Below are 12,877 nucleotides of genomic sequence, written 5' to 3' on the forward strand. Positions count from 1 at the left end.
CGTCGAGGTCGCCGAGGCGCCGACAGGGTTCATGACCATCAAGCGCCATGTGTTCAGCCGGATGATGGAGCATTATCCGGAGCTCAACTACGTCCCCGACGGGCTGCCGAACAATCCCGAGGCGCCATTCTACTGGCTGTTCTTCGACTGCATGGTCGACCCGGACAGCAAACGCTACCTGTCGGAGGACTATGCTTTCTGCCGCCGGTGGCGGGACATCGGCGGCAAGGTCCATGCCGACCTGCACTCCGATTTCGGCCATCTCGGCCAGCACATGTATCGCGGGAATTTCGCCGGAAGCGGCCTGGTCGCGTCGTTGAACACGGCCGGTGGCGACTGACGGCCGAGCCGACCATCCAACAGCCGGCAGGGGGCAGGCTATGGAGCAACACGGGATATCTGCCGGCGCGACGGTCATTCCCCTCGCGAGGCCGTCGGAGTCGTCGTCCGGAGACCGCCGTCGGAGCGATCAGCAAGGGCCGCTTCGCACCGCCGAGGTTTCACCCTTCGTCACCCATCGCTGGGACAGTACGCCGGGATCCGGATGGCGCCATGACGGGGGGCACGACCGCCACACCGCCGATCTGGCCCATGTCCGGTACCTGCCGGACGGCAGCCGGATCGAGACCTGGTACCGGGGCAACCGCCTGAACCGCGTCGACGGGCCAGCCGTCATCGAGAGGGCGGCCAGCGGCCGCATCCTGAGCCAGGAATGGTGGATCGACGGCCGGAACATCACCGACGTGGCGGAGGCGTATGTCCGCGAGACGGGCGCGCGATGCCCACTCGACCCCGGCCATCAGAGCCTGCTTCTCTGCCGGCAGCTTGTCGGCAATGGCGGGATGGTGATGTTCGCCGACAGCCTCGGCTGGCGGTCGATCCTCACCGCCCTGTGCTATGTCGGGCCATTCTGGGCCCTGCTCGGGCTGTCGATCACCCTGCTCCGCTAGACTCGCCCGGCCTCAGCACCCCGGCAGGTTCACCGCGAGCCCGCCGGTCGATGTCTCCTTGTACTTGACGCTCATGTCGCGGCCCGTCTGATGCATCGTCTCGATGCAGGCGTCGAGCGGCACGACATGGCTGCCGTCGCCGCGCAGCGCCAGCGAGGCGGCGGCGACGGCCTTGATGGCGCCGAGGCCGTTGCGCTCGATGCAGGGAACCTGGACGAGGCCGCGGATCGGATCGCAGGTCATGCCGAGATGGTGCTCGAGCGCGATCTCGGCGGCGTTCTCGATCTGCGCATTGGTGCCGCCCAGGGCGGCGCAGAGGCCCGCGGCCGCCATCGCCGCGGCGGAGCCGACCTCGCCCTGGCAGCCGACCTCGGCGCCGGAGATCGAGGCGTTGGTCTTGATGATCCCGCCGACGGCGGCCGCGGTCAGCAGGAAGTCGCGGATGCCCTCATGGGTCGCCCCGACGCAATGGTCGCGGTAGTAGCGGATCACGGCCGGCACCACTCCGGCCGCGCCGTTGGTGGGGGCGGTGACGATGCGGCCGCCGGCGGCATTCTCCTCGTTCACCGCCATGGCATAGACCGACAGCCAGTCGTTCGCCGCATGCGGCTGCGCGCGGTTGGAGCCGCGTTCGGCGAGCAGCGCCTGGTGGATGGCCCGCGCCCGGCGCCGCACCTTGAGGCCGCCGGGCAGCGTGCCGTCGGCGGCCAGGCCGCGATCGATGCACTCGTCCATCGCCTGCCAGATCCGGTCGAGGCCGGCATCGAGGTCCGGGCCCTCATTGGCGCGCTTCATCGCGGCGATGCCGAGGCCGGCGGCCTCGCCCATGGCCAGCATCTCCGCGGCGGTGGCGAAAGGATAGGGGCGCGCGATGGTGTCGGACGCGGCGCCGCGGTCGGCGAGTTCCCGCTCGGTCAGGACGAAGCCGCCGCCGATCGAATAGTAGGTCTCGGCGAAATGGAGGTCGCCCGCGGCATCGAAGGCGCGCAGGACCAGGCCGTTGGCATGGCCGGGCAGCGGCGGGCCGTAGTCGAAGACGACGCCCGTCTCCGGGTCGAAGTCCAGCGGGCCGACGCCGGGGACGTCGATCCGGCGGCTGGCCCGGAGATCGGCTTCGCGGCGCTCAGCCGCGTCGGGGTCGAGCGTCTCCGGGCGGAAGCCGAGCAGGCCCAGGATCACGGCCCGGTCGGTGGCGTGGCCCTTGCCGGTGAAGGCGAGGCTGCCATGCAGGCTCGCCTCGATCCGGGCTGGCGCGCCGGCGCCGGGCACACGGCCGGCCCCGGTGCGGAGCGCATCGAGGAAGCGGGCGGCGGCGAGCATTGGCCCCATGGTGTGCGAGCTCGACGGCCCGATGCCGATCTTGAAGATGTCGAAGACGCTGAGGAACATGCAGCCTCTGAGCACGATCCGGGCACATGCGCCCGGATCATCATAGCGGTGAAATCGTGATCCGCTCCACGCGGCCAACGGCGGCGAGCATGCGCGTTCCCCCTCCCCGACGCTAGAGGCCGGCCGCGAGCTCTCGGCCGGCGAGATCGAGCAGCGCGCGCACATGCGGGGCGAAGGAGCGCCAGACCGTCAGGTGGAAGCGGTCCTCGGCCTCCCGGGTCAGCACGACCTGGACGGTGTCGAAGATTGTCCGGGTGCCCGTACCGACCGGCAGCCGCGCGAGGTCGAGCGGGCAGCCGGTTGCGAGCAGGTCGAGCACGGCCGGGCCGGCCAGCGACAGGGTGATCTCGCGGTCGGAGACCTCGACGGCGCTGAGCGGCAGGCGGGTCTCCAGCCCGGCCAGCCTTGCCTTCAGCGCGGCCCCCTGCTCCTCCGGCGCCTCGACCAGCCATTCGTCGGGCCCGAGGCGGAGCACGCTCCGCTCCCCCTCCACGATGCGGGCGCCGATCCGGTCCGGAAGGGCGAGGCCGTGGGCGGCCAGGGCGGCGCGGTCGGCCGCCCGCAACGAGATCCGGGTGGCCGGCGGAAGCTCGGTGACCGTCACGGCGGGGCGCTGCAGGGTCATGTCGTTCATGGCGCTCTCCATCAGGCGCTGAGCCGGGAGCCGTCGGGGTCGTAGAACACCGTGCTCCTGACGATTCGGGCCCTCAGCGTGCGGTCCGGCATCGGCACGTGCAGCGTCTCGCCGTCGCGGTCGCGGCCGTCGACGATGACCGCCATGGCGATCGACCGGCCCAGCGCCTCGCTCCAGTAGGAGGAGGTGACGTGGCCGAGCATCGTCATCGGCTTCGGCTGGTCCGGGTCGGCCACGATCTGGGCGCCTTCCTGGAGCACGGCCTTCGGGTCCTCGGTCAGGAGGCCGACCAGCTGCTTGCGGCCCTTCGCCACCATGTCCGGCCGCGCGAGCGAGCGCTTGCCGACGAAGTCCGGCTTGGCCTTGCCGATCGCCCAGGACAGTCCGGCATCGTCCGGGGTCAGCGTGCCGTCCGTGTCCTGGCCGACGATGATGTAGCCCTTTTCGGCGCGCAGCACATGCATCGTCTCGGTGCCGTAGGCGCAGATGCCGTACTGTTGTCCGGCCTCCCACAGCAGGTCCCAGAGGGCGCGGCCATGGCGGGCGGGCACGTTGACTTCGAAGCCGAGCTCGCCGGTGAAGGACACGCGGAACAGCCGCGCCGGGAAGCCGGCCACCGAGCATTCGGCCACCGACATATGCGGGAAGGCGGCGTCGGAGAGGTCGAGGCCCTCGACCAGAGGTTCCAGGAGCCTGCGGGCGTTCGGGCCGTTCAGGGCGACCGTCGCCCATTGCTCGGTGGTCGAGGTCAGCCAGACCTTCAGCTCGGGCCATTCGGTCTGGAGATAATCCTCCATCATGTTGAGCACGCGGGCGGCACCGCCCGTGGTGGTGGTGACGTGGAAGCGGTCCGGCGCCAGCCGGCCGATCACGCCGTCGTCGCGGATGAAGCCGTCCTCGCCGAGCAGCAGGCCATAGCGGCAGCGGCCGACGCCCAGCTTGGCCCAGGGGTTGGTGTACATCCGCTCCATGAAGGTGACGGCGTCCGGCCCCACCACCTCGATCTTGCCGAGGGTCGAGGCGTCGAAGATGCCGAGCGAGGCGCGGGTGGTGCGGCATTCGCGGGCGACGGCGGCGTGCATGTCCTCGCCCGCCTTGGGGAAATACCGGGCGCGCCGCCACAGCGCGACCGGCTCGAACACCGCGCCGTTGGCTTCGGCCCAGGGATCGATCGGGGTCTTGCGGGTGACCTCGAAGGTCTCGCCCTGGTGATAGCCGGCGAAGGTGCCGAAGCTGGTCGGGGTGTAGGGCGGCCGGAAGGTGGTGAGGCCGACCTGCGGCGGCGGCTTCGCCAGGGCGTCGGCGGCGATCATCAGGCCGTTGATGTTCGACATCTTGCCCTGGTCGGTCGCCATGCCGTTGGTGGTGTAGCGCTTGACGTGCTCGATCGAGCGCATGCCTTCGCGGACGGCGAGGCGGATGTCCTTGGCGGTGACGTCGTTCTGGTAGTCGATGAAAGCCTTCGCCGTGGCCGGATTGCGGTCTGTCGGCAGCTCCTTGCAGGTCACGCCCGTGCCGGTGCGGTCGGCCGCAACCGTGTGGGCCTGCGGCGCGGCCATGCCGCCGGCATCGCGGGCGGCCCGGGCGCCGGCGGCGGCACCGTCCGTCAGCGCCGCCGCGATGCCCCACAGGCCGCGGCCCGCGCCGGCGATGTGGACGGCCTCGGACTTGGCGCCGGGCAGGAAGGCCTGCAGCGTCTCGTCCCAGGCTAGGCTGCCGCGGGTGTGGCTGAACAGGTGCAGCGACGGCGTCCAGCCGCCGCAGATCAGCACCGCATCGCAGGCGATGGTGCGGGCCGTGCCGGGCCGGCCGTCGCGGATCGGGGCCACGCGCAGCGACGTCACGCGCAGACGTCCTTTGGTGCCGGTGGCGCTGTGCGCCAGCAGCGCCTCGATGCCCAGGGCGCGGGCCCGGGTGGTCAGCGCGGCGTCGACCACCGAGCGGATATCGACGATGGCGACGGGCTTCGCCCCGGCCTCGGCAAGGTCGAAGGCGGCGTGCCAGGCGCTGTCGTGGGCGGTGACGATCGCCGGGCGGTCCCCCACCTTGACGCCGTAGCGATGCAGATAGGTCTGGGCGGCGCCGGCCAGCATCACGCCGGGACGGTCGTTGCCGTCGAACACCAGCGGCTTCTCCAGCGCCCCCTGGGCCAGGACGACCTGGCCGGCGCGGACCCGCCACAGGCGCTCGCGCGGGGCGCCGGGGGGAACGGCCGACAGATGATCCGTCAGCCTCTGGCACAGGCCGAGAAGGTTCTGGTGATAGTAGCCGATCGCGGTGGTGCGGGGCATCACGGTGACGTTCGGCAGCCGCGCCAGCTCGGCCAGGGTGGCGGAGAGCCAGTCCCAGGCCGGCTTGCCGTCGATGACGATGCCGGGTTCGGAGAGCAGGCTGCCGCCGGGCTCGGAAGTTTCGTCCACCAGCATGACCGAGGCGCCGGAGCGGCCGGCGGCCAGCGCCGCGGCGAGGCCGGCCGGGCCGGCGCCGACGACCAGGACATCGGTGTGGGCGAAGCGGGCGGCGTAGCGGTCGGCGTCGGGCTCCGACGGCGAGACGCCCAGGCCCGCCGCCCTGCGGATGATGGGCTCGTAGACGCGGTCCCAGAAGGCACGGGGCCACATGAAGGTCTTGTAGTAGAAGCCCGCCGAGAACAGCCGGCCGAGCCGGTCGTTGACCGCGCCCAGGTCGAAGGATAGCGAGGGCCAGCGGTTCTGGCTGGTCGCCTCCAGGCCGTCGCGCAGCTCCTGGACCGTGGCGCGGGTGTTCGGCTCGAAGCGGCCGGGACCGCGGTGGGTGCCGACCAGCGCGTTCGGCTCGTCCGACCCGGCGGAGACGACGCCGCGGGGCCGGTGGTACTTGAACGAGCGGCCCATCAGATGGATGCCGTTGGCGAGCAGCGCCGAGGCCAGCGTGTCGCCCGCGAGGCCCGTATAGGACCTGCCGTCGAAGCTGAAGCGGACCGGGCGGCCGTGATCGACCCGGCCGCGGCCGGGAAGGCGGTGGCTGGTCATTCGCGCCCTCCTGCCAGGCCGGCGAGGTCCGGGCGGGGCTCGCCCGCCTTGTAGGTGAGGAGGAAGCGGTCGGACACGGTCTCGCGCACCGCGTTGAAGAAGCGGGCGCAGCCATGGATGTGGCGCCAGCGCTCGAAATGATGCCCGCGCGGGTTGGTGCGGATGTAGAGGAAGTCCCGCCATTCCTCGTCGGTCAGCGCCATCGGGTCGGCCGGCCGGGCGATATGGGCCTCGCCGGCATAGGCGAATTCCAGCTCCGGGCGATCCTGGTCGCAATAGGGGCAATGGATCAGCAGCATCGGTCGGGTCCTCAATGCGCCACGGCGGCGGCGGCGGCCTCGTCGATCAGCCGGCCGGTGGTGAAGCGCTCGAGCGTGAAGGGGGCGTTGATCGGGTGCGGCTCGTCCTTCGCGATGGTGTGCGCGAAGACGTGGCCGGAGCCGGGCGTCGCCTTGAAGCCGCCGGTGCCCCAGCCGCAATTGACATAGAGGCCGGGCACCGGGGTCTTGCCGATGATCGGCGACCGGTCGGGCGTGACGTCGACGATGCCGCCCCAGGACCGCAGCATCCGCATCCGGCGGAAGATCGGGAAGATCTCGCAGATCGCGGCGAGCGTGTGCTCGATGATGTGGACGCCGCCGCGCTGCGAGTAGGAGACATAGGCGTCGGTGCCGGCGCCGATCACCAGCTCGCCCTTGTCGGACTGGCTGATATAGGCGTGGACCGTGTTCGACATGACGACGCAGGGGAAGACCGGCTTCACCGGCTCGGACACCAGGGCCTGCAGCGGGTAGCTCTCCAGCGGCAGGCGCACGCCCGCGGTGTCCATCACCACCGAGGTGTTGCCGGCGGCCGAGACGGCGACCTTCTTGGCGGCGATGAAGCCCTTCGCCGTCTCGACGCCGGTGACGTGGCCGGACGCGTCGCGGCGGATCGCCGTGACCGGGCAGTTCTGGATGATGTCGACCCCTCGCGCCGCGGCGCCGCGGGCATAGCCCCAGGCCACGGCGTCGTGGCGGGCGGTGCCGGCGCGGCGCTGCAGCGCGGCCCCGACCACCGGGTAGCGGGCGCGGGGGTCGAGGTCGAGCGGTGGGCAGAAGGCCTTCGCCTCCGCCGCCGACAGCCACTGGTTGTCGACCCCGTTCAGGCGGTTCGAATGGACATGGCGCTGGAAGGACTGCACGTCATGGACGGTGTGCGCCAGCATCATCACGCCGCGCCTGGAGAACATGACGTTGTAGTTCAGCTCCTGCGACAGGCCGTCCCAGAGGTCGAGGGCATGGTCGTAGAGCCGTGCGCTCTCGTCATAGAGATAGTTCGAGCGGATGATCGTGGTGTTGCGCCCGGTGTTGCCGCCGCCGAGCCAGCCCTTGTCGATCACAGCGACATTGGTGACCCCATGCTCCTTCGCCAAATAGTAGGCGGCGGCGAGCCCGTGCCCGCCCGCGCCGATGATGACGACGTCATACGCCGCCTTCGGCTCGCGCTCCGGCCATTGCGCGGTCCAGTGCTTCTGGCCCGTGAGGGCGCCCTTGATCACCTGGGCGAAGGAGAAATGCGTCATGCGCGCCTCCCGATATCTCCGGGCGTATGGATGCCGGAATCCGCGGGGCCGGGGCTGTATGAAAGCGTCAGAAATGTTGTACGCTGACGGCAGCAGGGGGCGGCCATGGCAAAGCTGAACGTCGGTTTCATCCTGGCGCGGCGGTTCACGCTCTGCGCGTTCGCGAACTTCGTCGATGTCCTGCGGCTGTCGGCGGATGAGGGCGACCGGTCACGCCCGATCCTCTGCAGCTGGAAGGTCCTGTCGCCGACGACGGACCCGATCGCGTCGAGCAGCGGCGTCTCGGTTCAGCCCGACGAGCGGCTGGGCGATCCCGCGCGGTTCGACTATCTCGTCGTCGTCGGGGGGCTGGTCGACGAGATCGAGAACCTGCATCCCGACACGGTGCGCTTCCTCCGGCGCGCGGCCGAGGCCGGGGTGCCGCTGGTCGGGGTCTGCACCGGCACCTTCGTCCTGCACCGGGCGGGGCTGATGCAGGGGTATCGCGCCTGCGTCAGCTGGTTCCATCACGAGGATTTCCTCGAACGGTTCGACGGGCTGGAGCCGGTCTCGGACCAGATCTTCGTCGTCGACCGCGATCGGCTGACCTGCTCGGGCGGCGTCTCCTCGGCGCACCTCGCTGCCTTCATCGTCGAGCGCCATCTGGGACGGGCGCGCGCCGCAAAGAGCCTGCACATCATGATCATCGACGAGGCGATGGCGGCGGAGGAGCCGCAGCCCGGCATGCCGCTGGCCCTGGCCACCGACGACCCTCTCGTCCGCAAGGCCCTGCTGGGCATGCAGCAGTCGCTCGACGCGCCGCTCTCGATCCGCCGGGTGGTGGCGCGGCTCGGCGTCAGCCGGCGCAAGGTCGAGCGGCACTTCCGCGAGGCGCTCGGGATGACACCGCTCCAGGCCGACCGGCTGATCCGGATCGAGCAGGCCAAGCACCTGCTGGAGACGACCCGGCGGTCGGCCACCCGGATCGCCGCGGACACCGGCTTCTGCGACCTGCCGCACCTGATCCGGGTGTTCCGGGCCCATGAAGGCATGACGCCGGAGGCGTTCCGCCAGACGCGGCAGTGACGGGCTTGCCCGTCTGTCGGCCTACTCGGCCGCGCGGTCGATCGCCGGATCCTCCATCCCCTCGGCATCCAGGGATTGCAGCAGCCAGTTCCCGCCCTGCAGGCCAAGCGAATGGTTCTCGCCGCCCTGGATCAGGCAGACGGTGATGTCGCGCAGCAGCCTTTCGACGAGGTGGTCCCGCGCCAGCCCGTTGGCGCCGAAGATCTGGATCGCCTCCATCGCCACTTCGAACGCGGTCTGGGTCGCCGTGGTCTTGGCGGTGATCGAGGCGAGAAGATGCGGCCCCTGCCCGGAGAGATTGTAGGCCACACCGCGGCGGACGGAGGCGCGGCAGATCTCGAGCTTCCGCCACATCTCCCACAGCCGCCATCGGACATGCTGATGCGCGACCAGCCTGGCCCCGCCCTGTTCGCGCGACCGGGCATAGTGCAGGGCGCAGTCGAAGGCGGCCTTGGCGACGCCGCCGGCGATGGCGGCGACGTTCATGGCGCCAGAGGTGTGCGTGCCGGCGAAGGAGGGATAGAAGCCGTCCTGGCCCCGGACGACACAGCGGGCGGGAACGCGGACCTCGTTGAACCGGACATTCCCGGTCGGCAGCGTGCGCTGGCCGATCTTCTCGACCGGCGGTCCGCGCTCGACCCCCGGCAGGTCGAACGGGACCAGCAGGGCGATGCCGGACACGCCGCCATCCGGCCGCGCGATGCCGCCGCCATAATCGGCGGGGCAGTGGATCAGGGCGCATTCGGCGATCGGGGCGCAGGAGATCCAGTCGGACGACACGCCGTTCAGGATCACCTCCGGCCCGCGCATCACGGCGCGCAGGCTGCCCTCGGACTGCCGGGCGCCCTTCGCCAGCTCGAACCCGGCATGGTCGATGGCGTCGGACCCCCGGTCGGCCAGGATCGCGATCCAGCAGCCGCGCAGCGGGCCGAACCGCTCGATCAGCTCCGGGTCGCCGGTGGCCGCGGCCGTCGCCGCCGCCATCTTCGAGGTGAAGGCCGCGACGGCGAGCCCGGCGTCGCCATAGGCCAGCTCCTCGAACACCAGCGGCAGCATGCGCTTGCGGCGATCCGGCCCGAGCGCCGCCAGCCAGGCCGGGTTGATGCCCAGATCGTCGAAGCGCGCCAGGTAGTCCCACAGCGGCGAGCCTTCGCCGATCACATCCGCCGCGGACATCGGGTCCAGCCTGGCGGCGGTCGGGCGCATCACGCCCAGCGCAAAGCTGCGGATCCGCTGCTGAACCTCCCGCTCCTCATCCGTCAGCCCGGCGTCGAGCCCGCCGAATCCGAGCTGGGGCGGCGCCACGTTCTGAAATGTCCGCATTCCGGATTCCCTTGTCACGACGATGCAGTTACCAGCGGACCAGGGCCGCGCCCCAGGTCAGGCCGCCGCCCATCGCCTCGATCAAGACCAGGTCGCCCTCGCGGATGCGGCCGGCGGAGACGGCGTCGTCCAGGGCCAGGGGGATCGAGGCGGCGGCAGTGTTGGCGTGCCGGTCCAGCGTCAGCACGATCTTCTCTTCCGGCAGCTCCAGCTTGCGCGCCGTCGCCTCGATGATCCGCCGGTTGGCCTGGTGCGGCACCAGCCAGTCGATGTCCGCGGCGGTCAGCCCGTTCGCCTTCAGCGCCTCCTCCGCCACCGCCGCCAGATTGGCCACCGCGTGCTTGAACACTTCGCGCCCGTCCATCCGGACATGGCCGACCGTGCCGGTCGAGGACGGGCCGCCATCGACATACAGCTTGTCCTCGTGGCGGCCGTCCGAATGGAGATGGGTCGAGATGATGCCCCGTCCCTGCGGGCCGGCTTCGGACAGGCCGGCCTGCAGGACGACGGCGCCGGCACCATCGCCGAACAGCACGCAGGTGCCGCGGTCCGACCAGTCGAGCAGGCGCGAGAACGTCTCGGCACCGATCACCAGCGCCGTCCGCACCTGGCCCTGGCGGATCATGGCGTCGGCAATCGACAGCGCATAGACGAAGCCGGAGCACACGGCCTGCACGTCGAAGGCAGCACCACCGGTCATGCCCAGCGCGGCCTGGACGCGCACGGCCGTGGCCGGGAAGGTGCGGTCCGGCGTGGTCGTCGCCAGGATGATCAGGTCGAGCTCCGCCCCTGAGATCCCGGCCCGGCCCAAGGCGGCGCGGGCGGCCGCCACGGCCAGGTCCGACGTCGTCTCGCCCTCGGCGGCGATCCGGCGTTCGCGGATGCCCGACCGCTGCACGATCCAGTCATACGAGGTGTCGACCCGCTGCGCCAGCTCGTCATTCGTCATCCGGCGCCGGGGCAGGGCCGAGCCGCAGCCGACCACGTGGGCGCGGCGCACCAGGGCGGGATCGGTGCCCGGGGCGATGCCGGCGACCCGTGTCAGGGCGCTTTGCCGGTCGGTGCGGATCAGGGTGTCGAGCTCGTCCATTACATCCATCCGGTCACTCGGCCACCAGGGGCACAGGTTGCACGACAGGCTTCGCCGCGGCCCCGAGGAAGCCGGCCACAGCCTCGACGGCGGGGGAGCGCATGATCGAGAAATGATCGCAATCGAAGCCCAGGATCCGCAGCGGCCCGGCGGAGAGGGCCTCCAGCGGTCGGGCCGCCGCCTCGGAGCTGCCGGCGTTGCCGGCGCGCAGGGCCAGCGCATAGGAGAGAGGCGCCCTGACGGGCTGCGGCCGGTGCCCGGCCAGCGCCGCAGCGTTCGCGGCATGGATCCGCAGCACGCGCTCAACGGTGGCAGGGTCGGCGACGGCGCGAAGCCGGCCCAGGCCGTGCTGCTCGTCGAACACCGCCTCGAACTCCGGACGGGCGATCATCCGGTCCAGGACGCAGTCATCTCCGTCCCCGCCCACGATATCGGCCAGGCGGCGGAGCTGGCGGGCGTAGTCGCCATCCGGCAGGGGGCTGTCGATGGCCGCCAGCCCGGCGATGCGCGCGCCCTCCTCCTCCCACTGGGCCGTCATCTCCTGGGCGACGGCACCGCCGAACGACCAGCCGCCGACGATGTCCGGAACCCTGCCGGCGGCGTCGAGCACGGCCCGGCGGTATAGCCGCGCCAGCTCGGCCAGCGGTCGATAGCGGACATCACCGGCCTCGGCCTCGGGGTGCCGGATGCCGAGGATCCGGGCGTCGCCGGGCCAGGCCTCCGCCAACTCGCGGTAGCACAGCGCATCGCCGCCGACCGGGTGGATCAGCGCCACCAGCGGGCCCGAGCCGTCTCGGAGCGTGAGCACATGGTCGGCACGGCCCACCGACCGCATCAGCGTGACGGTCGTCTCCACCGGCTCGGGGGCTGCCTGGACCGGTGCCGGCCCGGCCGGTTCGCCCTCCGCATAGAAGGCGGCGATGCCGCGCAGCGAGGCGCCGGCGGCGAACCAGGCCATGGGGACGGCCTGCCCGAAGGCCTGCTGCAGGCGGCCGCGGATCGCGGTCAGCGCCAGCGAGTCGAGACCGAGGGTCACCAGGGCCGCGTCGGCGTCCCCGTCGGCCGCGTCGCCGAGGACGGGCCGGACGATGTCGGCGACCGCGGCCAGCGTGTCGGCGGCCAGCGCGGCCACCGGGGCGGCAGCCGCATCCGTCCCCTCGCCATGGTCCGGGGCGGCCTGCACCGGCTGCGGATGATCGCCGCGCGGCTGCAGCCCCACGGCCGGCAGCTCGATATGCTTCAGGTCGAAGGCCGTGGTCGGCGCCTCGACGGGGGAGGGCGGGGTGCCGTAGAGGCGCGACCACTCCGGCGAATGGCCGGCGCAGTACAGGCGGGCGCAGGCATGGGCCAGGCCGTCGGGCTCCGGCTCCTCGTCGCCATCGGGGCCGTCGCAGAGCGAGGAGATCGCCCGGGTCCAGTCGCCGGAGGCCGCCTTCGCCAGGTTGGACAGGGCTTTGCCCGGCCCGACCTCGAGGAAGGTCACGCCGTCCTTGGCGATGGTGTCGAGCGCCTGACGAAACCGCACCGGCCGCTCGGCCATGTCGACCCAGTGGCCGGCCGTGGCGACCTCGTCCCCGGCGCGGCGGCCGGTGACGGTCGAGATCATCTCGATCTCCGGCCGCTGGAATTGGATCGGGGCCAGGGCATCGCGGAGCGGCTCCAGGATCGGGGCCAGCAGCGGCGAATGGCCGGGGGTGTCGTAGGTCGGCACCCGCGACACCCGGATGCTCCGCTCCAGCAGCGCCTGCTCGGCTGCGGCGACGGCCGGGGCGGTGCCGCTGAGCACCGTCTGCTCCGGCCCGTTGATGGCGGCGACGAACAGCTCCGTGCCGAACCGGAACACCGTCCCCA

Annotated in this window: 10 protein-coding genes and 1 pseudogene; 3 read left to right on the top strand and 8 right to left on the bottom strand. The window is 71.5% G+C overall.

The window, feature by feature from the left end:
• Together ABDW35_RS20110 and ABDW35_RS20115 are read left to right on the top strand one after the other, a co-directional pair.
• Positions 1 to 340, top strand: a pseudogene (locus ABDW35_RS20110) (hypothetical protein); the annotation flags it as partial.
• A gap of 40 nt (positions 341 to 380) precedes the next feature.
• Positions 381 to 950, top strand: a complete 570-nt coding sequence (locus tag ABDW35_RS20115; protein ID WP_343715662.1) for a hypothetical protein — start codon at positions 381 to 383, stop codon at positions 948 to 950.
• Positions 951 to 962: 12 nt separating this feature from the next.
• On the opposite strand, the gene ABDW35_RS20120 is transcribed toward ABDW35_RS20115, so the two are convergent.
• From ABDW35_RS20120 to ABDW35_RS20140, 5 genes are all read right to left on the bottom strand, one after another.
• Positions 963 to 2,339 (bottom strand): L-serine ammonia-lyase, encoded by a 1,377-nt coding sequence (locus ABDW35_RS20120; protein WP_343715663.1) that lies wholly within the window; start codon positions 2,337 to 2,339, stop codon positions 963 to 965.
• A 112-nt stretch (positions 2,340 to 2,451) separates the two neighbouring features.
• Positions 2,452 to 2,973, bottom strand: coding sequence for a sarcosine oxidase subunit gamma family protein (locus ABDW35_RS20125; protein ID WP_343715664.1), 522 nt, complete (start codon positions 2,971 to 2,973; stop codon positions 2,452 to 2,454).
• 11 nt (positions 2,974 to 2,984) lie between these two features.
• Positions 2,985 to 5,984, bottom strand: a complete 3,000-nt coding sequence (locus tag ABDW35_RS20130; RefSeq protein ID WP_343715665.1) for a sarcosine oxidase subunit alpha — start codon at positions 5,982 to 5,984, stop codon at positions 2,985 to 2,987.
• Positions 5,981 to 6,283 carry a sarcosine oxidase subunit delta gene (locus ABDW35_RS20135; RefSeq protein ID WP_343715666.1) on the bottom strand — a complete coding sequence of 101 codons (303 nt, stop codon included), beginning with the start codon at positions 6,281 to 6,283 and terminating at the stop codon, positions 5,981 to 5,983. Before ABDW35_RS20135 ends, ABDW35_RS20130 begins: the two co-directional genes overlap by 4 nt.
• Positions 6,284 to 6,294: 11 nt before the next feature.
• A complete protein-coding gene (locus tag ABDW35_RS20140) occupies positions 6,295 to 7,548 on the bottom strand; it encodes a sarcosine oxidase subunit beta family protein (protein WP_343715667.1) in 1,254 nt (417 codons plus the stop codon).
• Between the two features lie 105 nt (positions 7,549 to 7,653).
• On the opposite strand from ABDW35_RS20140, the gene ABDW35_RS20145 reads away from it, so the two are divergent.
• On the top strand, positions 7,654 to 8,613 hold the full coding sequence (locus tag ABDW35_RS20145) for a GlxA family transcriptional regulator (RefSeq protein ID WP_343715668.1): 960 nt from the start codon (positions 7,654 to 7,656) through the stop codon (positions 8,611 to 8,613).
• A gap of 21 nt (positions 8,614 to 8,634) precedes the next feature.
• Here ABDW35_RS20145 and ABDW35_RS20150 read toward each other — a convergent pair whose 3' ends face one another.
• From ABDW35_RS20150 to ABDW35_RS20160, 3 genes are all read right to left on the bottom strand, one after another.
• Entirely contained in the window at positions 8,635 to 9,936 is a 1,302-nt protein-coding gene (locus tag ABDW35_RS20150; protein WP_343715669.1) for an acyl-CoA dehydrogenase family protein, read from the bottom strand.
• Positions 9,937 to 9,964: 28 nt separating this feature from the next.
• Positions 9,965 to 10,939 carry a beta-ketoacyl-ACP synthase III gene (locus ABDW35_RS20155; RefSeq protein WP_343715671.1) on the bottom strand — a complete coding sequence of 325 codons (975 nt, stop codon included), beginning with the start codon at positions 10,937 to 10,939 and terminating at the stop codon, positions 9,965 to 9,967.
• 100 nt (positions 10,940 to 11,039) lie between these two features.
• Positions 11,040 to 12,877, bottom strand: a 1,838-nt coding sequence (locus ABDW35_RS20160; protein WP_343715670.1) for a thioesterase domain-containing protein, incomplete at its 5' end; no start/stop codon positions are given.

It is taken from the genome of Inquilinus sp., from assembly GCF_039594555.1.
Classification (GTDB): Bacteria; Pseudomonadota; Alphaproteobacteria; order DSM-16000; family Inquilinaceae; genus Inquilinus.